Below are 22,654 nucleotides of genomic sequence, written 5' to 3' on the forward strand. Positions count from 1 at the left end.
TAAATCGACATTGCTTGATTGGGAGTGAAGGTAACGCTCTGAAAGGGCGTGATAATTGATAACGATCAAGGCAGACAGGGATGAAAAATGAGGGTTGGTTTTTACATACCCCCAAAGTGGGATATTGATATTTAACGTAATGAATTGAATTTAAAGGATTTTAAATAATTCACTTATCATGCAAATGTTAAATTCTTTATAAGTGGGTATTAAGGGGTATCCCCCCTGCTTAGCATATTGAGTACGCCGTTCTCACAGGCTGTTGTCATGCCACAATACAAAAGTATGTTGTAACTAATTACAGGCAAAAAAAAGCGCGGTCTAACACCGCGCAATGGATAATCAACCTACACTTCATCCTTCAAACTGCTTCTGCGTTGGCTGCGCTCGTTCTCCCCAGGAGCTTACTTCAGTAAGCTCCTGGGGATTTCTCACTTGCCGCCTTGATGCAGTTAGAATGATTTTGTGTATACCTCTTTTTTACTTTTTAGAATGACGTCCGTATACCACCCAGGTGATGACCACGCAGGCGACATAGAAGATCAGAAATACTTTCATCGCACCGACCGGAGAACCGGTTAATGCCAGGGACGTACCAAATGCTTTCGGGATAAAGAAGCCGCCGATCGCACCAATAGCAGAGATAAAGCCCAACGCTGCCGCAGTGTCGGTTGCCGCCTCGCGCATCGCTTTCTCTTCTGAACCGCCTTCAGCTTTCACTCTGTCCATCGTCAGCTTACGGAAGATGACAGAGATCATCTGGAAGGTTGAACCACTCCCCAGCCCGGCCGTCAGGAACAGCGCCAGGAACACGGCGAAGAAGGCAATGAAGTTGCCGCCGACACCGTTTGATGGCAGCGTCAGGAACAATAAGGCACTGAAAATAGCCATCAGCACGAAGTTCACCAGCGTGACGCGGGTCCCGCCCAGACGGTCAGAGATTGCGCCGCCCGCAGAACGCGCCAAAGCGCCAATGAACGGACCAAAGAAGGCGTAATGCAGGATCTGCACCTCAGGGAACTGCGTTTTTGACAGCATCGCAAACCCCGCTGAGAAACCGATAAAGGAACCGAAAGTCGCCAGATACAGCAGGCTCATAATCCACAAATGCCCGCGTTTCAGCACCGGCAATTGCTCTTTTAACGACGCTTTCGACGTTGCCAGTTCGTTCATACCGAACCATGCGGCCAGCGTGAAAATAGCGAGGAACGGCACCCAAATCCATGCGGCGTTTGCCAGATACAACTGCGTGCCATCCGGTTGTTCAACACCATGGCTGCCAAAAGCGGCGAAGATGGACAGTGAGACCACCAGCGGCGCAACCAACTGCATCACGCTGACGCCCATGTTGCCCAGGCCGCCGTTCAACCCCAGCGCGCCGCCCTGTTTCTGTTTTGGAAAGAAGAAGCTGATATTTGCCATGCTGGAAGCAAAGTTCGCACCGGCAAAACCGCACAGCAGGGAGATAATAATAAAGGTACTGAACGGCGTGGTGGTATCCTGCACAGCAAAGCCTAACCACACGCAGGGGATTATCAGGATACCTGTGCTGAACGCTGTCCAGCGTCGTCCACCAAACAGGGGAACCATAAAGGAGTACGGTACGCGCAGCAGCGCGCCGGAAACTGAAGGCAATGCCGTCAGCATAAACAGCTGCTCAGTGGTGAAATTGAATCCCACTTTCGGTAAGTTCACCGCCACTGCGCTAAATAACATCCATACGCAAAACGCCAGCAGCAGACAAGGGACTGAAATCCACAGGTTACGGCTGGCAACTCGTTGACCACGCTGTTCCCAGAAGGCGGGATCTTCCGGCCGCCATTCCGTGATTACAGCTCCAGATGCCCTTTCCGGGGCAGATGAGTGACTCATAGACACCTCTGATACTTGTTTCGATGCCTGCAACATTAGGGTTTACAGCCGGGGGTAAGTTGATATAAATCAAAGGAAAAGGTGTCATTATTAACGCCTAAAATTTATCATTACCCTAAATGAGTACATAACTTCGGTAAAAAAGATGTGGTTTTTCACGCTTCTGTCGCACCCTACTCCCCGACGTCCGGGATCTCTCCCCCTGCCGGCAATTAAGGGGTAGCCCGTTTGAGGTATGGGTATACTCCAGTGTATCGCTGAGAATAGCGGCACTGCCTGCAGCAGAATCGTCATTCAATAAGGTTTTCTGCTCACTGAGAACCCGAAGGAAGAAGTCACATGTTTAAACGTTGTCTTTCCCCGCTTACGCTGGTTAACCAGGTGGCGCTGATTGTTTTGCTGTCTACCGCGCTTGGCGTGGCGGGTATGGCTGTCTCCGGCTGGCTGGTTCAAGGCATTCAGGGTAGCGCTCACGCGATCAATAAAGCCGGCTCGCTACGTATGCAGAGCTACCGTTTGCTGGCTGCCGTACCGCTGGACGCCAGCGATCAACCGCTGCTGGATGAAATGGAACAAACGGCGTTTAGCCCTGAACTGACTCGTGCCGCGCAGCGCGACGGCCAGCAGACCCAGTTAAAGGCATTGCAGGATTACTGGCACACCGAACTGGCACCTGGGCTTAAACATGCACAAACGGGGGATGCGGTCGCCGACGACGTTTCACGCTTTGTGACCGGACTGGATAAGTTGGTTACCGCCTTTGACCATACCACGGAGTTGCGTATTGAACGCGTTGTTATGCTGCATCGCCTGATGGCAGTATTTATGGCTCTGCTGCTGGTCTTTACGATTATCTGGCTGCGCGTACGTCTGCTGCAGCCGTGGAAACAACTGCTGGCGATGGCCCGCGCCGTCAGCCAGCGTGATTTTACGCAACGTGCGCATATCAGCGGACGTAATGAGATGGCGGCACTGGGTTCGGCGCTGAACAATATGTCCGAAGAACTGGCCGAAAGTTATGCCGTACTGGAACAGCGGGTGCAGGAAAAAACCGCGGGTCTGGAACATAAAAACCAGATCCTCTCTTTCCTGTGGCAAGCCAACCGCCGTCTGCACTCACAGATACCGTTGTGTGAGCGGCTTTCACCGGTACTCAACGGGTTGCAAAATTTAACGCTGCTGCACGATATTGAGTTGCGGGTTTATGACCTGGAAGATGAAGATAATCATCAGGAATTTACCTGCCAGTCGAGTGCCAGTTGCGATGAAAAAGGTTGTCATCTGTGTCCACGAGGCACACTGCCCGCCATTGATGGTGGTACTACGCTGAAATGGCGGCTGACCGATGCGCATACCCAGTACGGTATTCTGCTCGCCACCTTGCCGTACGGGCGTCATCTCAGTCACGATCAGCAGCAACTGGTCGATACTCTGGTTGAACAACTCACCGCAACACTGGCGCTGGACAGACACCAGGAACGTCAGCAGCAGTTGATCGTGATGGAAGAGCGTGCCACCATTGCTCGCGAACTCCATGATTCTATTGCACAATCGCTCTCCTGTATGAAGATGCAGGTCAGTTGTTTGCAGATGCAGGGCGACGCGCTCCCGGAAAACAGTCGTGAGTTGCTAAGTCAGATTCGTAACGAGCTGAACGCCTCCTGGGCACAGCTACGTGAATTGTTGACGACCTTCCGTTTGCAGTTGACTGAGCCTGGGTTGCGGCCCGCGCTGGAAGCCAGCTGCCAGGAATACAGCGCTCGCTTTGGTTTTACGGTGAAGCTGGATTATCAGTTGCCGCCGCGCCTGGTCCCTTCACATCAGGCAATCCACCTGCTGCAGATTGCCCGTGAGGCCCTGAGTAATGCGCTTAAACACTCTCAGGCCAATGAAGTCATCGTGACGGTGGTGCAAAATGGCAAACAGGTCAAACTGACAGTTCAAGATAACGGCTGCGGCGTACCAGAAAACGCCGAACGCAGTAACCACTACGGCATGATTATAATGCGCGACCGTGCGCAGAGCTTGCGCGGCGATTGCCGTGTACGCCGTCGCGAGACGGGCGGTACTGAAGTTGCTGTCACTTTTATTCCCGAAACAAACTTCACAGAAGTCCAAGGAGATACCCATGAGTAATCTGGAACCGGCAACCATCCTGTTGATCGACGATCATCCGATGCTGCGCACCGGTGTAAAACAGCTTGTCAGCATGGCGTCCGATATCACCGTGGTCGGCGAAGCCAGTAATGGCGAGCAGGGTATCGAGCTGGCTGAATCACTTGATCCCGATCTGATCCTTCTTGATCTCAACATGCCGGGAATGAACGGTCTGGAAACGCTTGATAAGCTACGAGAGAAATCTCTGTCCGGACGCATCGTCGTTTTCAGTGTTTCCAACCATGAAGAAGACGTCGTGACTGCCCTGAAACGCGGTGCTGACGGCTATCTGTTGAAAGACATGGAGCCAGAAGATCTACTGAAGGCGTTGCAACAGGCTGCCGCCGGTGAAATGGTACTGAGCGAAGCCTTAACCCCGGTTCTGGCCGCCAGCCTGCGCGCTAACCGTGCGACCTCCGATCGTGATGTAACTCAGTTGACGCCACGTGAACGCGATATTCTTAAGCTCATCGCCCAGGGTCTGCCTAACAAGATGATTGCTCGCCGCCTCGATATCACCGAAAGCACGGTAAAAGTGCATGTAAAGCATATGCTGAAGAAAATGAAGCTTAAATCACGCGTTGAAGCCGCGGTATGGGTGCACCAGGAACGCATCTTCTGATAACGCGAGTATTAACGAGGATCATTTCCCGAAACGGCATTAAACGGTTCGGGCAGTGATAGCGTGATCTCATTGGAAGAGACACGCTGGCCCTGCTCGTCTTCCACGACGACCGACAGCCGCCAACGGTTGGTTGCTCCTTCACTGCTATCCCACTTCGGCATAATAACCGTCCAGCCTTGCGCACTACGAGGATGGCTTCCGGCCGTTAAACTCAATGCTTTCGTGTCTCCCTGCCATGTCAGATGACGGATGCCATACTGACTACGCACCTGTAATTTCAACGCTACCGTCTCGCCGGGTTTCAGATCCCACGGCGGTGTTGTCAGAAATACAGATAAGGTTTTACGCTGGCGATACTCCAGCGTTGGCACGCTGTTACGCTGAGGATCGTCATAACGACTCCCGCGCAGCGATCGGCTGTTTGCGACTTCACTCACCATTAACTGTTTTTTTAACGGAACGCCAAAACGATAATTGAGGGTCAATCCCAGATTATTTTGGCTTACCCCGCTTTCGCCCTGTTTATGCTGCGCGGTCACCGTAATCAGCGGCACTGGCGTATAGCTCAGTCCCAGGTTTACCGCCACCGGATTGCGGTAGCCCGTTCCCGAATGGAAAAGGTCTACCCGATCGCCAAAATATTGCTCGACGCTGACGCTGGTATTGAGATGCTCATAAAAGGGTAACCGCATCAACGCAGTAAGGTCGTAGCCCCGCGCCATCCTTTGCTCCTGTGTCGAAGAACGATTCTGCCACGAGGAAAACGGCTGGTAGTAGTTGGCGGATAGCCGCAGATACTCTCCCCACGCCTCGGCGCCGAACCCGCCACGCGGCAGATTATCATCCAGCAGGTTGTCATAAAAGGTGTTGTAACCCACTAACCAACCGTCACGTACCCAGCGCTGCCCAATCCCCGCATTACTGACCAGGCCTTCGTCCTGCTGCGTCAGTCCCAGCTGGCTCCAGGTGAGATAGCGTTGATTGTCCTGCCACGGGATAAACCAGCTTCCTCGACTGCCGGCAAAGCTACCTTCATTATCCACCTGCAGCCCAACGCTGGCATTCCCCCACGGAGAAAGCCAGGATTCAAGCTGTTGATTCACCTGCTCACTGACTGTGTCACGCACCTGGCCAAACGCGAACTGCTTCGCTTGCTCGCCAGTATCAAGGCCGTTATCGGTCATGCTGGCTTCCCCAAACGCTTTAACCATTTCGGCAAAGTGCTTTTCGCCTGCCCGCGACTCCGGCGCCATACCGAGATCGGGCAAGCCATCACTATTGTTATCGAAAGGGTTTTCCGCCTGGTGAATAAAAGACGATTGCGCGCTGGCAGTACCGCCTGCAAACGGCAAGAGTGAGAATACTGCGAGAGATAAATAAATATTACGGCTCAAATCGTTAGTGGTTTCTTACATCAATTAGCCACAGCGGCATACTTATCTTAAACCATAACGTCTTCAGCATTGATTTTCAGCCCTTCCTTCCTTTTTCGGCATTATCCTGGCATCGGGAAATAGGTGTAACATACGTGTCAGTTATTAACGTTCACATGCAGCAACAGGAGTAAAAATGCAAAAGATAGTGATCATCGCGAACGGTGCAGCCTATGGAAGCGAGTCGTTATTCAACAGTCTGCGTCTGGCCATCGCTCTGCGCGAGCAGGAGGGCAGCCTCGACCTGCGTCTGTTTTTAATGTCGGATGCCGTCACTGCAGGGCTGCGCGGGCAGAAACCGGGGGAGGGTTATAATATTCAGCAAATGCTGGAAATCCTGACAGCACAAAACGTTCCGGTAAAACTCTGCAAAACCTGTACCGATGGCCGCGGGATCACCGCTCTGCCGTTAATTGATGGCGTTGAAGTCGGTACGCTGGTGGAACTGGCTCAGTGGACGCTGGCAGCAGATAAGGTTTTGACCTTCTGATGCCAACACTTTCAGGCAAGCGTACTGAAAGTGCCGGTAATTTCCCGATTTAATCTCAGATGGGCGCGGTTTCGTTAAACGTAAGCTCGCCCTTTCAACCCTTTTAAGGGATTTTGTCATTTTTGTTTAATCGTTATGCCATTTTTTGATCAAAATCAGCATCCTGCCCCCTCCCCTTTGGTGTTATGCAATGAGTGAAATGTGAACAACATCACGCAGCACTTTCGACAGAAAGTACGTTGTTTTCAAGAACGGGGTGAAAAATGGCATTAGTGAAGGCAAGTTTGAAATTATTTGGTGGAGATACGGTGGTGGTACGCTGTTCGGAGCGTTGTCACATCCATCTGATGAGCGAGAAAAATCACGTCAAAGACACGCAGACCGACATTTTAAGCGTGCAGAATCGTGATAACGCATGGCTGACTGTACCGTATACCGGCGTCTGGAACGTGCTGATCGACAGCCACAGCCAGTCTCTGGAGCATTCAATCAGTTATATTGCAGCCTGATGATGTACTGCCCGAAAGCATCTACGCTTATCGGGCACACAACAGATAACCTGGCAACGCCTAGGCAAATCCGGGTCGCATGACGCCTTCCGGCAGGTTCTCTCCCAACAATCTTTTGACCGTAATCACCAGATCGTTAAGACAGTCATCCTGCATCCCCAACTTCACCAATTCCTGTTCCAGCGAGAACAGATATTGCGCGTTAGTTCCCAATGGCCCACTGGCAGAAGCAATAAGCGGCGCGATAACCTGAGCACGGGTATCGGACTCAAACAATGGATGCCGCGGATCCATAATAAAGACCAGCGCACTCACCGTTCGGCCATCATCCAGCGTGAGCTGACACCACGTTGGCAGGTAGCAACCCGTGATCATTTCACGCTTCCACAGCAGGGACAGCTCTTGCTCCAGCGATGCATCCGGTAAACGGTATGCCACACCCGTAGTGCGCCCCCCCTCTTTCAGGGCCAACATCCGTCCCGGCTGACACGCCGTTCCTCGCCCTGCCGTCAGGCGCAAACAAAATGCGCGATGCCATCCGACTAACGTCCCGGAACAGGACTCTTCAAACTCTAACGCCGGGTTCCACATCAACGATCCATAACCAAAGATCCACACCGGTCCATCATCTGGACGGCAGGCAAGCGTGGCGGCCAGTGAGGCTGCCCGTTGTTCCGCCGACCAGAGTAGTGATTCTTCAATATCACCAAATGCCGTCTTACAGTCAGCATTCAATAAAAAATCACGCGTTAACACCTTACACCTCCGCCACTGCGACTTCCCTGCGACAACTTTTTTGACGCCTTCCAGGCTTTTTTACTGCTCATTTTGAAACCAATACCAGGACAATAGGCAATTCATCGACTGCATGCAAGGCAACAAAGGCTCAACGGCACTTTATATCCTCTTTTTATGTCCCGGTCTGGCGCGACCGTCAGCATCTCATCGTGTGATATTTTGATTGATTTAGAAATCTAACATCTTGTTATTTAAATGCTCTCTAAACAAGACACACCATTTTGCTCACTTTGATGCAAAAAATGGTCCATGCCGTAAAATTACGTAAAATCAGATCGGAAATACCGAAAGATCTGTTATTTTTTACATTCTTTAATACATTTATAATTATAAGCACCTGCAGAGATGGAGAATTAATTACATGACACATGCACATGAGGCGGTAAAAACCCGCCACAAGGAGACCTCACTCGCCTTTCCGATTTTGGCGCTGGTAGTACTGTTCTTTTGGGGGAGCAGTCAGTCACTACCAGTGGTCATCGGCATTAACGCACTAGCCCTTATTGGTATATTAAGTAGCGCATTCAGCGTTGTCCGTCATGCAGACGTATTAGCTCACCGACTTGGTGAACCCTATGGCTCGCTGATTCTCAGCCTTTCGGTGGTTATTCTCGAAGTCAGTTTAATTTCCGCATTAATGGCAACTGGTGACGCCGCACCCACGCTAATGCGCGATACGCTCTATTCAATCATTATGATCGTAACCGGTGGGCTGGTCGGGTTTTCATTACTGTTGGGTGGCCGCAAATTTGCCACCCAGTATATGAACCTGTTCGGTATTAAGCAGTATTTAATTGCTCTATTTCCGCTGGCCATTATCGTGCTGGTATTCCCGATGGCATTACCGGGAGCGAATTTCACCACCGCACAGGCACTGCTGGTAGCCTTAATTTCAGCAGCAATGTACGGCGTATTTTTGCTGATCCAGACTAAAACACACCAGAGCCTGTTCATTTACGAACATGAAGATGAGGGGGACGGCGATGACCCACATCACGGTAAACCTTCAGCGCACAGCAATCTGTGGCACGCAGCCTGGCTTGTCATCCATTTGATTGCCGTTATTGCCGTCACCAAAATGAATGCCAATCCGCTGGAAACATTACTCACTGAGCTGAATGCACCAGTGGCATTTACCGGTTTCCTGGTGGCGTTGCTTATTCTCTCCCCTGAGGGTTTAGGTGCGTTGAAAGCAGTACTGAACAATCAGGTGCAGCGAGCGATGAATTTATTCTTCGGCTCAGTACTTGCCACCATCTCACTGACCGTACCCGTCGTCACACTGATTGCCTGGGCAACAGGGAATGACCTGGTGTTCGCGCTGGGCGCACCAGAGATGATTGTCATGGTTTCTTCGCTGGTGCTGTGCCATATCTCCTTCTCCACCGGACGCACCAATGTGCTCAACGGTGCAGCGCATCTGGCACTGTTTATCGCCTACCTGATGACGATATTCGCCTGATAATCAACTCAGGTGCAACCCACGGCCCTTTGCAGGGCCGTTTTTTATCCTGGTTTATTCTCCGGGTAGACCTGTTGGCCATCCACAAACGTTAATAGCGCTTGTGTCTGGTGCAGTTTATCTGCAGTAACTGCCAGAACATCCTGATCCAGAACGGCAAAATCAGCGAGCTTGCCAGCGCGCAAACTCCCTCTCTGCTGTTCGGCAAATGCCAGCCAGGCGGCATTTAGCGTATACATTTTTAACGCATCTTCCCGGCTGATCCGACGTTCCTCATCACGTACAGAGCCGTCGAGCGCTTTCCCCGTCACATGGTATTCAATGGCATGCCACACACCCGCAACGCCAATTCTTGTCGCATCCGTTCCCCCTGCAACGATCACGCCTTGCTCTAGTGCGGGTTGAATGGGGGATGACTGTGCTGCAACGGTTTTACCATTAGCGCGTTCAATAGCGGGAGATTCAAAATACGGCCCCATCTGCACGGAATAGGCTAAACCTAATTGCTTCATCCGGGCTATCGTCTCTGCCGTACCGGTATTTAAATGGGCTATTGACCAGCGAAGCTGGGTAATATCATGCGTTTGCAGGGTTTGCAGGCAGCGCCTGATTCAGTTCCTGTAGGGTGGGATCTCGCTTTTCAGCAAATTGTTCAGGTATCCATGATCCCACTACGGCCACCCACTGCGCTGCGTTTTTCTCTTCTGCCGATTGCGACAGTTTGCGCAGAGCATCAGGTATAGTTTTGGCATCAAACCAGTAGGTTTCGAATAAGAACGTCCTTCCTCCGCGAATACCATGCAGATGCGTATCAATTAATCCGGGGATCACCGTTTTACCCGCAAGATTAATTTCTCGCGTATTCTGCCCTGACCATTTTTTAATCTCTTCATTATTTCCGACAGCAATAATGTGTTGCCCTTTTACCGCCAGAGCCTGCGCGTTTGGCTGTTGTTCGTCCATGGTAATAAGCTGGCCGTTATACAAAACAACATCAGCTTTATACTGTGCAGAAGCCAAAAAGGATGTCCCCATCAGCATTACAGCCAACGCCATATTACGCATCGCAGGAGGAGGTGTTTTGAAGCAAAGGCCCATTTTACTCATCATGTTTATCTTCCTTTCTTGTGCAAAGCTAATCAGGAAACCTGTGCCGAAACGCAAGGCTGGCAAGTTGCGCGCTGGATACCAGTTGTTCAAGCGAGTGCCCGCAACGCGCTTTTCCCGACAAACCCAACATCGTGGTACAGACGTAATCGGTCATACTTTTCGCCTCTTCGGGGTAACGCTGGGCAATAAAGTTATGGATCTTATTTTCAGCTACCGAGTAGAACGCACGGGCGGCATTGCGTGCCTCAGGGTCATTGCAATGTGTTCCTTCCAGCACTAAACATCCTGCCGCATCGGGATCGGCTGCGTAATGACGTGCCGCCTTCTCAAGCAGCGTTGCCAGACAGTCAGCAACGGGTCTGTCGGCACATAAAATATCGTCAAAAGGGATCGCATCGGTTTGTACGTAACGGCTCAATACTCGTTGATAAAGGCCGAGCTTATTCCCAAAAGCAGCGTAGAAACTGGGGGGTTTGATACCCAGTACCTGAGTGACATCCGCCACGCTAACGGTATCGTAGCCGTGAGCGTGAAATAAACGTTGTACCGTCGCAACCGCCTGCTCTGGGTCAAAATTACGTGGTCGACCCGGCGCGCGTGAGTATTTTGTAGTGACCATTATAAATCCATTGACAGAAAACCATGCGCCCATTATATATCGATCACTACATAATTATTCAAGGAGTATCTGATGTCTTCATTCAAGGGTAAATCGGTGCTGGTTCTTGGTGGTAGTCGTGGGATCGGTGCGGCAATTGTACGCCGCTTTGCCGCGGAGGGCGCATCCGTCACCTTCACGTATTCCGGCTCTCCTGACGCCGCCAAAGCGCTGGCCGATGAGACTGGCACCCATACGGCGCAAACCGACAGCGCCAGACGCGAGGACGTTATCGCACGGGTGCGGGAAAGTGGCCCGTTAGATGTGCTGGTCGTTAACGCTGGGATTATCCTGTTCGGCGACGCGTTGGAGCAGGATCCTGATGAAGTTGAACGTCTTTTCCGCATTAATATTCACGCCCCCTACTACGCCGCGGTGGAGGCTGCACGCCAGATGCCTGATGGAGGACGAATCATTATTATCGGTTCAGTAAATGGTGACCGTATGCCCATCGCCGGTATGGCCTCTTATGCGTTGAGCAAGTCGGCACTACAAGGGATGGCAAGAGGGTTGGCTCGTGATTTTGGTCCGCGTGGTATTACGGTGAACGTTGTGCAACCTGGCCCGATTGATACCGATGCCAATCCGGCAGAAGGCCCGTTGAAAGAGCTGATGCACAGCTTTATGGCACTAAAACGACATGGGCGACCGGAAGAAGTTGCCGGAATGGTTGCCTGGCTTGCTGGACCTGAAGCAGGGTTTGTGACAGGCGCAATGCATACTATTGACGGCGCGTTTGGCGCCTGACGGAAATATCAGGCCGGAGGAATATCCCCTGGCCTGTTGAACGCTCTTAGTTTTCAGTATCCAGCTCGTCGAAGCTTTTCACCAGGTCATCAATGGCTTTAATCTGCGTCAGGAACTGTTCCAGTTTCGCCAGCGGCAGCGCGGATGGACCGTCGCATTTAGCATGGGCTGGATCCGGGTGCGCTTCAATGAACAGACCCGCCAGGCCTACCGCCATACCGGCGCGAGCCAGTTCGGTGACCTGTGCACGGCGACCGCCGCTTGCTGCGCCAAACGGGTCGCGGCACTGCAGCGCGTGGGTGACGTCAAAAATCACCGGAGAGTTACCGGAAACTTTCTTCATCACGCTAAAGCCCAGCATATCGACAACCAGGTTGTCATAACCAAAGTTCGCACCACGGTCGCACAGGATAACCTTGTCGTTACCGCCTTCATGGAATTTATCCACGATGTTGCCCATCTGACCCGGGCTTACGAATTGCGGTTTTTTCACGTTAATAACAGCGCCCGTTTTCGCCATCGCTTCTACCAGGTCGGTCTGACGAGCAAGGAATGCCGGCAGCTGAATCACATCCACCACATCGGCAACAGGCTGTGCCTGGCTGGCTTCATGAACGTCGGTGATCACTTTTACGCCAAACGTCTGCTTCAGTTCCTGGAAGATTTTCATCCCTTCTTCAAGACCTGGCCCACGGTAAGAGTGGATGGAAGAACGGTTGGCTTTATCAAAGGAGGCTTTGAACACGTAAGGGATACCCAGCTTTTGAGTAACGGTTACGTAGTGCTCACAAATGCGCATCGCCAGATCGCGGGATTCCAGCACGTTCATTCCGCCAAACAGCACGAACGGCAGGTCATTTGCCACGTTGATGTCGCCAATGCTAACCACTTTTTGTTTCATAGGATCGCCTTAAACGGTAGGTAAAGTGTTATTAATCAATGCAATACAATTTGCTTGTGCGAAATAGTATTAATCTGCGCACGGATCATTTCGCTGATCGGGTCTTCCGGACACTGCTCAACGAAATAACTTAAATCAGTCAGCGCAACATGTTCACATTCCAGCTGCGCGTAGATTAATCCGCGATCGCGTATTTCATACGGATCCTCAGGATTAAACTGCAGTAATGCTTCGCTGGCTCGCAGCGCCAGTTCCATTTGTCGCTCTTCCATTAGCGATGATTTCAGCGTGTCGAGCAGTTTGCGGATCACTTCCGCGTTATCCGCTTCGTCAAGATCCTCGTTGAACAGTTCGGCAACCGGGCTAATGTTACCCTTCAGCCACACTTCCAACGTGTGTTCATTTAACGTTTCGCCATTGAACGGATTGATTAGCCACATTTCACCATCGAGCGATTCAATACGCAGGATGAGTTGTGTCGGGAAAATCACCGGTACCAACGGCAGATCCAGTCGGTTAGCAATCCACAATAAGATGGCACCGAGTGAAACCGCACTGCCCTGACGATTTTTCAGAACCTGGTCGAGCCATAGTGCATCAGAAAGACGATAGACGCCGTGGGTGTCCGTAAAACCCCATTCGCCGTAAAAAAGTGCCAGCAGTTTATCCAGTTGCTCATCCTGAGACAGGAGCTGGCTAATTTCTTCTTGCGCCAGACCAACCAGACGTTCCAGTTCGTCATAGACAGTTTGTGTTGGAAAATCCAGACGGATAGACTCCGACGCCAGGATCATCCCATCACACAACGGCGCTTTATTAAATTCGAAATCAGCTAACGACCTCATGACTTACCCCAGTAACGGTATTTTTGTGGTGGCGAGTTTAATGATGATGTACAGCACCACCAGCGCCAGCGGAAATGCGATTAATCGCGCCTGCTGACTGCGCGCCCGACGGTAATCGAGCGCAATAAAACCCAAAACGATGTAAATGATAACCCCAAACAGCTTTTCAGTCAGCCATGTCCCCTGCTCGGTGAATGGTAGGATGTGCGTTTTAGCGATCAACGCCACGCCGCTGAGGAGTAAAACGGTATCAATGATCGGTGGCAGAATACGCGTCCAGCGCGATGATGCAAGACGTGTATTGGTAGAACGCCACCAAAAACGCAACGTGAGTAGCCCGACAGAAAGCACGATGCTAACGAGATGAATAGTAAGTAGTGTGCTGAACGAATTCATGATGGGATGCGCCCGAGCGTAATCCGCTCGTTGCCGCCATAGTCACGACAGGTTTCAACCGCCTGGTAACCTGCGCGGGTAAACGCGTCGCGTACCGCCTCACCCTGCTGCCAGCCATGTTCCAGCAACAGATAACCGCCGGGCGTTAGCATGTGTCGAGACTGATCAATGATATGCACGATATCCGCCATACCCTGCTCGCCCGCTACCAGTGCCGATAGCGGCTCAAAACGTACATCGCCCTGCGCCAGGTGAGGATCCTGCTCGTCGATGTACGGCGGGTTACTGACGATCATCTCAAACTGCTGCCCCTGCAAAGCACTGAACCAGTCACTTTGCAACACATGCACATTGTCGATAGCCAGATTTTGTCGATTGCGGTTTGCCAGGTTTACGGCATCCGGCATGCGGTCAACTGCTGTCACCGTGCAATCCGGACGCTCAGACGCCAGCGCCAGCGCGATGGCGCCCGTACCGGTTCCCAAGTCGAGAATACGGCACGGCGAGGCAGGCAAACGCGCCAGTGCCTGTTCAACCAGGCACTCGGTATCCGGGCGTGGAATAAGCGTAGCCGGAGACACAAACAGCGGCAGCGACCAGAACTCGCGCACACCGGTCAGATGTGCCACCGGCTCACCCCGCTGACGGCGTTCCAGTAATGTACCGAGCCGTTGATGCTGCGCCTCGGTTAACACCGTTTCGCCGAACGCCAGAATAAAGGTACGCCCTTTACCGGTGACAAACTCGAGTAAAATCTCGGCGTCACGGCGCGGGCTTTCACTGGTCTGTAACTGGCTTATTGCTTCACGCAGCCATTGCTGATAGTCCATTAATCTTGCTCGGACAACGCCGCCAACTGGTCGGCCTGGTATTCCTGGACGATTGGCTCAATGAGCATATCCAGTTTACCTTCCATCGCTTCATCCAGACGGTAGAGCGTCAGGTTAATGCGGTGATCGGTCACACGCCCCTGCGGGAAGTTATAGGTACGGTTGCGATCGCTGCGATCGCCACTGCCCAACAGGTTGCGACGTTCAGAGGCTTCCGCCTGCTGACGCCTGGCCACTTCGGCGGCACGAATACGCGCGCCCAGCACTGACATCGCTTTCGCTTTGTTTTTATGCTGTGAACGTTCGTCCTGACACTCCACCACAATGCCGGTCGGCAAGTGGGTAATACGGATAGCGGAGTCGGTGGTGTTAACGTGCTGACCCCCAGCGCCGGATGAGCGGAAGGTATCAATACGCAGATCGGCTGGGTTGATATCCGGCAGTTCTGCTTCCGGCAGTTCCGGCATCACCGCGACCGTACAAGCGGAAGTATGGATACGCCCTTGAGATTCGGTCGCCGGTACGCGCTGTACGCGATGACCGCCGGACTCAAATTTCAGTCGACCATACACGCCATCACCGCTGACTTTGGCAATAATTTCTTTGTAGCCACCATGTTCGCCTTCACTGGCGCTCATGATCTCTACCCGCCAGCGACGCGATTCAGCGTAACGGCTGTACATGCGGAACAGATCGCCCGCAAACAGCGCCGCTTCATCACCACCGGTTCCCGCACGCACTTCGAGGAAGGCGTTACGTTCATCATCAGGATCGGTTGGCAGCAGCAGAACCTGCAGATGCTGTTCCAGTTGTTCACATTTTTCTTTTGCTTCGCGCAGTTCATCCTGCGCCATTTCACGCATTTCAGGATCGTCGAGCATCATCTGTGCCGTTTCGATATCTTCCTGAACCTGTTGCCAGTCCGTAAAACAACGGGAAACATCACTTAATTGCGCATATTCGCGCGACAATGCACGAAAGCGTTCCTGGTCTGCGATAGTTCCCGCATCACCGAGCAGCGCCTGAACTTCTTCATGGCGTTCATGCAGGGCTTCCAGTTTGGCAACGATAGAAGGCTTCATAGGCGTAAATGCACCCTGTAAAAAATGAGATTGGTGTACTGCTACTCCAGCCCGAGGCTGTCGCGCAGAATATTCAGGCGTTCACTGTCCCCGTCACGGGCGGCCTGTTGAAGTGATTTGGTTGGTGCGTGGATCAGGCGGTTAGTCAGCTTCCACGCCAGGTCCTGCATAATGGCTTGCGCATCACCGCCCTGTTCCAGAGCAGCCAACGCTTTAGCGGTCAGTTCATCACGGATTTGTTCAGACTGACTGCGATAATCGCGGATGGTCTCGCTTGCGCTTTGTGCTCGCAGCCAGGCCATAAACTCGCTGGTTTCCTGCGCAACGATGGTTTCCGCTTCCACGGCGGCCGCTTTGCGCTGCGCCAGGTTATGCGAAATGATGCTTTGCAGGTCGTCAACACTGTACAAATAGGCGTTGGACAGTTTGCCCACTTCCGGTTCAACATCGCGTGGTACCGCAATATCGACCAGCAGCATAGGCTGATTACGGCGATTTTTTAGCGCACGTTCGACCATCCCCTTGCCAATAATAGGCAGCGGGCTGGCGGTAGAGCTGATAATAATATCGGCATCCTGTAAGCGGGCATCAATATCGCTCAGAGAAATCACCTCGGCGCCGACTTCATCGGCCAGCACCTGCGCACGCTCACGTGTGCGGTTAGCGATGATCATCTTCTTCACTTTGTGCTCACGCAGATGTCGCGCCACCAGCTCGATGGTCTCGCCGGCACCCACTAACAACACGGTTACCGTGGAAAGGGATTCAAAGATCTGCCGCGCCAGGGTACAGGCAGCAAACGCGACGGACACCGCGCTGGCACCGATATCCGTTTCTGTGCGTACACGCTTCGCGACAGAGAATGATTTCTGGAACATACGTTCCAGCGCACTGGCGTTCAGATGGCCTTTTTGCGAGTCCGCAAAGGCTTTTTTCACCTGCCCCAGAATTTGTGGCTCGCCAAGCACCAGCGAATCCAGACCGCTGGCGACACGCATCAGATGGCTGACGGCGTCGTTGTCCTGGTGCCAGTAGAGGCTACTGCGCAGGTCTTCTTCGTTCAGATTGTGGTACTCACACAGCCAGCGAATCAGCGCTTCCTGCAGGTTATCCTGCTCTTCTACGCTGAGATACAGCTCTGTGCGGTTACACGTCGACAGCACTACCCCGCCCTGCACCATTGGCTGCGCAAGCAGGCTGTCCAGCGCCTGATCGAGCGTATCCGGCGAAAACGTTACGCGTTCTCGCAGCGATACAGGTGCCGTTTTATGGTTAATACCAAGCGCTAAAAGGGTCATGTGTGCGGGAATAGTACCAGCGTTGATAAGGTTAGACTGGGTGCATCATACAGGATGCGTGCAGCCAATAAAAGAGACTGCCCCCTTTTGGAGTAATAGCTTACGGTTTAAATTAAGATAACGTGACCGTAGACGATATTCACGGTCGGCGCTAGCATTAAGGGTTATAACTGCAACCGCTGGCATGATTTTGCCGGATGGCGAAAAACGCGTCTTTTCCGACCTGCGGATTCAGTTTGTAGGCCTGATAAGCGCCGCGCCATCAGGCAATTAATGCACCGTATTACAAGGATTTGTCATCATTATGACCCTGCCTGATTTTCGCCTGATTCGCCTGCTGCCGCTGGCGGCCCTGGTTCTTACTGCCTGTACGCTCAACGCGCCGAAAGGTCCCGGCAAAAGCCCCGACTCTCCGCAGTGGCGCCAGCACCAGCAGGAAGTGCGCGCCCTGAACCAATATCAGACACGCGGTGCGTTTGCCTATATTTCCGACCAGCAGAAAGTGTATGCCCGCTTTTTCTGGCAGCAAACTGGCCAGGATCGCTATCGCCTTCTGCTAACCAATCCGTTGGGCAGTACCGAACTGGAACTGAACGCGCAACCGGGCAACGTGGAACTCGTCGACAACAAAGGGAAGCACTACACCGCTGACGACGCCGAAGAGATGATTGGTAAACTGACCGGCATGCCTATTCCATTGAACAGCTTGCGCCAGTGGATCCTGGGTCTGCCGGGAGACGCCACCGATTATAAACTTGACGACCAATATCGTCTGAGCGAAGTGAATTACAGTAAAGATGGCAAAAGCTGGAAAGTCGTGTACAGCGCCTACGACAGCAAAACGCAGCCGGCGATGCCTGCAAATATGGAGCTGTCCGACGGCTCCCAGCGCATTAAGCTGAAAATGGATAACTGGATTGTGAAATGATGACCCGTTGGCCCTCTCCGGCAAAATTGAATTTATTTCTATACATCACCGGGCAGCGTGCGGACGGTTATCACACGCTGCAGACGTTGTTCCAGTTTCTGGATTACGGCGATACGATAGATATTGCGCTGCGGAGCGACGGTGAAATTCACCTGTTAACGCCCGTTGATGGGGTTGAGCATGAAGACAACCTGATCGTTCGCGCAGCGCGTTTGCTAATGACAACGGCGTCTGAAAGCAATCGTCTTCCCAAAGGGAGCGGCGCGGACATCAGTATCGACAAACGCCTGCCGATGGGCGGCGGCCTCGGTGGTGGCTCATCGAATGCGGCGACCGTTTTAGTGGCGCTGAATCATCTGTGGCAGTGTGGGTTGTCTGTAGATGAACTGGCAATACTGGGCTTAACGCTGGGCGCCGACGTACCGGTATTCGTACGCGGTCACGCAGCCTTTGCTGAAGGCGTAGGAGAAATTCTGACGCCGGTCAATCCAGCAGAAAAATGGTACCTGGTCGCCCATCCGGGAGTCAGTATTCCAACGCCGGTGATTTTTAACGATCCTGACCTCCCCCGTAACACGCCAAAAAGGTCAATAGAAACGTTACTAAAATGTGAATTCGGCAATGATTGCGAGGTTATCGCAAGAAAACGTTTTCGCGAGGTTGATGCGGCGCTTTCCTGGCTGTTAGAATACGCGCCGTCGCGCCTGACTGGTACAGGGGCTTGTGTCTTTGCTGAATTTGACACTGAGTCTCGTGCTCGCCAGGTGCTTGAGCAAGCCCCGGATTGGCTCAAAGGCTTTGTGGCGAAAGGTGTCAACCTCTCCCCATTGCACAGAGCGCTACTCTAAATCATTTGGGTTTCAGGAAGATGGCGAGATGACGAATCGCCAGACACATACAAAAGTATGTGACTGGTGTGAGAAATTGATGCCAGCACGTGAAACGCGGCTGATGACGAGTAAGCCGGGCAAGCTGAGTTGCGGTGACAACGTCACCCTGTTCCAGACGTTGCATCGCGCTCTTTAATACACCGCCTGGAGAGGATACTGCCTGGCCCGCACAGTTTTCGGCAGATTCTTTCCACCAATGGACGCATGCCTGAGGTTCTTCTCGTGCCTGATATGAAGCTTTTTGCTGGTAACGCCACCCCGGAACTAGCACAACGTATTGCCAACCGCCTGTACACTTCACTCGGCGACGCCGCTGTAGGTCGCTTTAGCGACGGCGAAGTCAGCGTACAAATTAATGAAAATGTACGCGGTGGTGATATTTTCATCATCCAGTCCACTTGTGCCCCTACTAACGACAACCTGATGGAATTGGTCGTTATGGTTGATGCGCTGCGCCGTGCTTCCGCAGGCCGTATCACCGCCGTTATCCCTTACTTCGGCTATGCACGTCAGGATCGTCGCGTACGTTCTGCTCGTGTTCCGATTACCGCTAAAGTCGTCGCGGACTTCCTGTCCAGCGTTGGCGTTGACCGCGTCCTCACCGTTGACCTGCATGCTGAACAGATCCAGGGCTTCTTTGATGTGCCGGTTGATAACGTATTCGGTAGCCCGATTCTGTTAGAAGACATGCTGCAGTTGAATCTGGACAACCCGATTGTGGTTTCTCCAGACATCGGTGGCGTCGTGCGTGCCCGCGCTATCGCTAAACTGCTGAACGATACCGATATGGCTATCATCGATAAACGTCGCCCGCGTGCGAACGTTTCTCAGGTGATGCACATCATTGGTGACGTTGCGGGCCGTGACTGCGTGCTGGTTGATGACATGATCGATACCGGCGGTACGCTGTGTAAAGCAGCTGAAGCGCTGAAAGAGCGTGGTGCTAAACGCGTATTTGCTTATGCAACTCACCCGATCTTCTCAGGTAATGCGGCAAACAACCTGCGCAACTCAGTAATTGATGAAGTCGTTGTCTGTGACACCATTCCACTGACCGACGAAATCAAAGCACTGCCAAACGTGCGTACGTTGACTCTGTCGGGTATGCTGGCCGAAGCGATTCGTCGTATCAGCAACGAAGAATCCATCTCTGCTATGTTCGAGCATTAATCGAACCCGGCTCAAAAACCCGCTGCGGCGGGTTTTTTTATCTGTAATATTTATTTGTATGACTTTTGCCTCCTTCACCTGCCATTCAATTGACAGATGATGCGCCCATGGATGAAACATTATTGTGAACAGATTATTTTCCTCACATGTGATGCCTTTCCGCGCCCTCATCGACGCTTGTTGGAAAGAAAAATATACCGTTTCTCGCTTTACCCGCGACCTGATCGCCGGGATAACGGTTGGGATAATTGCCATTCCGCTGGCGATGGCGCTGGCAATCGGTAGTGGCGTTGCACCACAGTACGGCCTGTACACCTCTGCCGTGGCTGGAATTGTTATCGCCCTCACCGGGGGCTCACGCTTTAGCGTATCAGGCCCAACTGCCGCCTTCGTGGTGATTTTGTATCCGGTGTCGCAACAGTTTGGACTGGCAGGTCTGCTGGTCGCCACGCTAATGTCCGGGATATTCCTGATCCTTTTCGGCCTCGCTCGATTTGGCCGCCTGATCGAATACATTCCGGTGTCCGTTACGTTAGGTTTTACCTCGGGTATTGGTATCACCATCGGTACCATGCAGATTAAAGATTTTCTTGGCCTGCAGATGGCTCATGTCCCTGAGCACTACCTGCAGAAGGTCGGCGCGCTGTTTATGGCCCTGCCAACCATCAACGTGGGGGATGCCGCGATTGGCGTGGTCACACTGGGGATCCTGATTTTCTGGCCGCGTCTGGGGATCCGCCTGCCCGGTCACCTCCCGGCTCTGCTGGCTGGCTGCGCGGTGATGGGTATCGTGAACCTGACGGGTGGCCATGTAGCGACCATCGGGTCTCAGTTCCATTACATTCTGGCCGATGGCTCGCAGGGTAACGGTATCCCACAGCTGCTGCCGCAGTTGGTACTGCCATGGGATATGCCAGGGTCCAACTTTACGCTGAGCTGGAGTTCATTACAGGCACTGTTACCCGCAGCCTTTTCGATGGCAATGCTCGGGGCAATCGAATCTCTGCTGTGCGCTGTCGTCCTCGATGGGATGACCGGCACCAAGCATAAGGCCAATAGCGAATTGATTGGTCAGGGTCTGGGCAACATCGTCGCACCGTTCTTTGGCGGTATCACTGCCACGGCGGCAATTGCCCGTTCTGCGGCTAACGTTCGTGCCGGCGCAACGTCGCCAATTTCTGCGGTCATTCACGCGATTCTGGTGATCCTCGCCCTGCTGGTGCTTGCGCCGCTGCTTTCCTGGTTACCGCTGTCGGCGATGGCTGCCCTGCTGCTGATGGTGGCATGGAACATGAGTGAAGCGCATAAAGTTGTGGATCTCCTGCGCCACGCGCCAAAAGACGACATCATCGTTATGCTGATGTGTATGTCTTTGACGGTGCTGTTCGATATGGTTATCGCCATCAGCGTCGGTATCGTTCTCGCTTCGCTGCTGTTTATGCGCCGTATTGCACGCATGACGCGTCTGGCACCGGTCAACGTAGACGTACCAAACGATGTACTGGTACTACGCGTTATTGGCCCGCTTTTCTTTGCCGCAGCAGAGGGACTCTTTACCGATCTCGAATCTCGCCTTGAAGGCAAACGCATTGTGGTGCTGAAGTGGGACGCGGTCCCGGTACTGGATGCCGGTGGTCTGGACGCCTTCCAGCGTTTTGTTAAACGCCTGCCGGAAGGTTGTGAGTTGCGTATCAGTAATCTGGAATTCCAGCCGCTACGCACCATGGCACGCGCGGGTATCCAACCCATCCCCGGCCGTCTGGCGTTCTTCCCGAACCGTGATGCCGCGCTGGCAGATATTTAATCATACGATGTTACCGGCTTGCGCAGGCTTGCCGGTAACACTTCTCTTCTGTAAACGCGTCTGAGTTGCTATTATCCAGTTCCCCTGGTTCTGATGATATCTGCAACGATGAACGCTGATACTACATTTATATTCCGTGAAATAACTGAGGCTGATATTTCGTCCGTTCAGTCGTTTATTATCCACCATTTAAATCTCTATTTTAACGCTAACCGACCAGCACCTGAACCGCATGCAGATGTATTAAATCTGCGCTCACACTACCTCCATCAACCGCGAAATCTGTTGCTCGGCGCATGGAATAGCCGACAGCAACTTATCGCTACGCTGGCGGTCTGCCAGTACGATGACCGAATACCTGCACTGCGCGGACGCTATCAATTATCCTCAACCGCGGAAATTTGTCGCTGCTACGTCGCACAGGAATATCGTCGGCAAGGCATAGGCAGCCAACTTGTCCTGCTGGCGGAACAATTTTGCGACCGACAACAATATAAAATACGCTATCTGCACACCCACCACTTTTTACCTGGTGGCTATCAATTTTGGTTGCGAAATCACTTTACCGTCTTTTTTGATGAAGGTGGCGAACAGCAAATCGTACACATGGAAAAATATCAATAAAAATGTGACGCCGCGCAAATAATTA

21 protein-coding genes and 1 pseudogene are annotated in these 22,654 nt (G+C 52.5%); 11 read left to right on the forward strand and 11 right to left on the reverse strand.

Features of this window, described 5'->3' with window-relative positions:
• Window positions 1-480 precede the first annotated feature (480 nt).
• Complete coding sequence (locus JTI85_RS12855; RefSeq protein ID WP_061068016.1) at window positions 481-1,872, reverse strand: NarK family nitrate/nitrite MFS transporter; 1,392 nt, start codon at window positions 1,870-1,872, stop codon at window positions 481-483.
• 339 nt (window positions 1,873-2,211) lie between these two features.
• Here JTI85_RS12855 and narX point away from each other — a divergent pair, with 339 nt between their 5' ends.
• Window positions 2,212-4,008, forward strand: coding sequence for a nitrate/nitrite two-component system sensor histidine kinase NarX (gene narX / locus JTI85_RS12860; RefSeq protein ID WP_061068017.1), 1,797 nt, complete (start codon window positions 2,212-2,214; stop codon window positions 4,006-4,008).
• Window positions 4,001-4,651, forward strand: a complete 651-nt coding sequence (gene narL / locus JTI85_RS12865; RefSeq protein ID WP_061068018.1) for a two-component system response regulator NarL — start codon at window positions 4,001-4,003, stop codon at window positions 4,649-4,651. Before narX ends, narL begins: the two co-directional genes overlap by 8 nt.
• Window positions 4,652-4,662: 11 nt before the next feature.
• Here the strand turns inward: narL and JTI85_RS12870 are convergent, their stop codons facing one another.
• A complete protein-coding gene (locus JTI85_RS12870; RefSeq protein ID WP_219351596.1) occupies window positions 4,663-6,048 on the reverse strand; it encodes a YchO/YchP family invasin in 1,386 nt (461 codons plus the stop codon).
• Between the two features lie 175 nt (window positions 6,049-6,223).
• Between JTI85_RS12870 and JTI85_RS12875 the strand changes: the two genes are divergently transcribed.
• Window positions 6,224-6,577 (forward strand): DsrE/DsrF/TusD sulfur relay family protein, encoded by a 354-nt coding sequence (locus tag JTI85_RS12875; protein WP_005126372.1) that lies wholly within the window; start codon window positions 6,224-6,226, stop codon window positions 6,575-6,577.
• Between the two features lie 263 nt (window positions 6,578-6,840).
• Complete coding sequence (locus JTI85_RS12880) at window positions 6,841-7,086, forward strand: DUF1883 domain-containing protein (RefSeq protein ID WP_042318612.1); 246 nt, start codon at window positions 6,841-6,843, stop codon at window positions 7,084-7,086.
• Window positions 7,087-7,146: 60 nt separating this feature from the next.
• Here the strand turns inward: JTI85_RS12880 and JTI85_RS12885 are convergent, their stop codons facing one another.
• Window positions 7,147-7,842, reverse strand: coding sequence for a gamma-glutamylcyclotransferase (locus JTI85_RS12885; protein ID WP_116359976.1), 696 nt, complete (start codon window positions 7,840-7,842; stop codon window positions 7,147-7,149).
• Window positions 7,843-8,245: 403 nt separating this feature from the next.
• Here JTI85_RS12885 and chaA point away from each other — a divergent pair, with 403 nt between their 5' ends.
• Window positions 8,246-9,346: a sodium-potassium/proton antiporter ChaA gene (gene chaA, locus JTI85_RS12890; RefSeq protein ID WP_061068020.1), complete on the forward strand. Its 1,101-nt coding sequence runs from the start codon at window positions 8,246-8,248 to the stop codon at window positions 9,344-9,346.
• A gap of 44 nt (window positions 9,347-9,390) precedes the next feature.
• On the opposite strand, the pseudogene JTI85_RS21770 reads toward chaA, so the two are convergent.
• Together JTI85_RS21770 and JTI85_RS12905 are read right to left on the reverse strand one after the other, a co-directional pair.
• Window positions 9,391-10,411, reverse strand: a pseudogene (locus JTI85_RS21770) (amidohydrolase family protein).
• Window positions 10,412-10,481: 70 nt separating this feature from the next.
• Window positions 10,482-11,075 (reverse strand): TetR/AcrR family transcriptional regulator, encoded by a 594-nt coding sequence (locus JTI85_RS12905; RefSeq protein WP_200036294.1) that lies wholly within the window; start codon window positions 11,073-11,075, stop codon window positions 10,482-10,484.
• 72 nt (window positions 11,076-11,147) lie between these two features.
• On the opposite strand from JTI85_RS12905, the gene bdcA reads away from it, so the two are divergent.
• Window positions 11,148-11,861, forward strand: a complete 714-nt coding sequence (gene bdcA / locus JTI85_RS12910; protein ID WP_101743261.1) for an SDR family oxidoreductase — start codon at window positions 11,148-11,150, stop codon at window positions 11,859-11,861.
• Window positions 11,862-11,907: 46 nt separating this feature from the next.
• Here the strand turns inward: bdcA and kdsA are convergent, their stop codons facing one another.
• Genes kdsA through hemA form a run of 6 tightly spaced genes read right to left on the reverse strand, consistent with a single transcriptional unit; the run spans window position 11,908 to window position 17,213 of the window.
• The gene (gene kdsA, locus JTI85_RS12915) at window positions 11,908-12,762 is read right to left on the reverse strand and encodes a 3-deoxy-8-phosphooctulonate synthase (protein ID WP_048211463.1); all 855 of its coding nucleotides are present in this window, start codon (window positions 12,760-12,762) and stop codon (window positions 11,908-11,910) included.
• Window positions 12,763-12,797: 35 nt separating this feature from the next.
• Entirely contained in the window at window positions 12,798-13,607 is an 810-nt protein-coding gene (gene sirB1 / locus JTI85_RS12920) for an invasion regulator SirB1 (RefSeq protein ID WP_048211462.1), read from the reverse strand.
• A gap of 3 nt (window positions 13,608-13,610) precedes the next feature.
• Window positions 13,611-14,003, reverse strand: coding sequence for an invasion regulator SirB2 (gene sirB2, locus JTI85_RS12925; protein ID WP_061068025.1), 393 nt, complete (start codon window positions 14,001-14,003; stop codon window positions 13,611-13,613).
• Window positions 14,000-14,833: a peptide chain release factor N(5)-glutamine methyltransferase gene (prmC, locus tag JTI85_RS12930; RefSeq protein WP_048211461.1), complete on the reverse strand. Its 834-nt coding sequence runs from the start codon at window positions 14,831-14,833 to the stop codon at window positions 14,000-14,002. Before prmC ends, sirB2 begins: the two co-directional genes overlap by 4 nt.
• Window positions 14,833-15,915 carry a peptide chain release factor 1 gene (prfA, locus tag JTI85_RS12935; protein WP_199963443.1) on the reverse strand — a complete coding sequence of 361 codons (1,083 nt, stop codon included), beginning with the start codon at window positions 15,913-15,915 and terminating at the stop codon, window positions 14,833-14,835. The genes prmC and prfA overlap by 1 nt, the downstream gene beginning before the upstream one ends.
• 41 nt (window positions 15,916-15,956) lie before the next feature.
• Window positions 15,957-17,213, reverse strand: a complete 1,257-nt coding sequence (gene hemA, locus JTI85_RS12940) for a glutamyl-tRNA reductase (protein WP_040233235.1) — start codon at window positions 17,211-17,213, stop codon at window positions 15,957-15,959.
• A gap of 304 nt (window positions 17,214-17,517) precedes the next feature.
• On the opposite strand from hemA, the gene lolB reads away from it, so the two are divergent.
• The 5 genes from lolB (at window position 17,518) to JTI85_RS12965 (ending at window position 22,629) form a co-directional block, all read left to right on the forward strand.
• A complete protein-coding gene (gene lolB / locus JTI85_RS12945) occupies window positions 17,518-18,141 on the forward strand; it encodes a lipoprotein insertase outer membrane protein LolB (protein WP_048211459.1) in 624 nt (207 codons plus the stop codon).
• Window positions 18,138-18,989 (forward strand): 4-(cytidine 5'-diphospho)-2-C-methyl-D-erythritol kinase, encoded by an 852-nt coding sequence (gene ispE, locus JTI85_RS12950; RefSeq protein ID WP_048211458.1) that lies wholly within the window; start codon window positions 18,138-18,140, stop codon window positions 18,987-18,989. The genes lolB and ispE overlap by 4 nt, the downstream gene beginning before the upstream one ends.
• A 264-nt stretch (window positions 18,990-19,253) precedes the next feature.
• Window positions 19,254-20,201, forward strand: a complete 948-nt coding sequence (gene prs / locus JTI85_RS12955) for a ribose-phosphate diphosphokinase (RefSeq protein ID WP_001518537.1) — start codon at window positions 19,254-19,256, stop codon at window positions 20,199-20,201.
• 124 nt (window positions 20,202-20,325) lie between these two features.
• Complete coding sequence (dauA, locus tag JTI85_RS12960) at window positions 20,326-22,005, forward strand: C4-dicarboxylic acid transporter DauA (protein ID WP_075551372.1); 1,680 nt, start codon at window positions 20,326-20,328, stop codon at window positions 22,003-22,005.
• 108 nt (window positions 22,006-22,113) lie between these two features.
• The gene (locus tag JTI85_RS12965; protein WP_219351598.1) at window positions 22,114-22,629 is read left to right on the forward strand and encodes a GNAT family N-acetyltransferase; all 516 of its coding nucleotides are present in this window, start codon (window positions 22,114-22,116) and stop codon (window positions 22,627-22,629) included.
• The last annotated feature ends 25 nt before the right edge of the window (window positions 22,630-22,654 follow it).

It is taken from the genome of Citrobacter sp. Colony219, from assembly GCF_019382635.1.
GTDB lineage: Bacteria > Pseudomonadota > Gammaproteobacteria > Enterobacterales > Enterobacteriaceae > Citrobacter > Citrobacter youngae.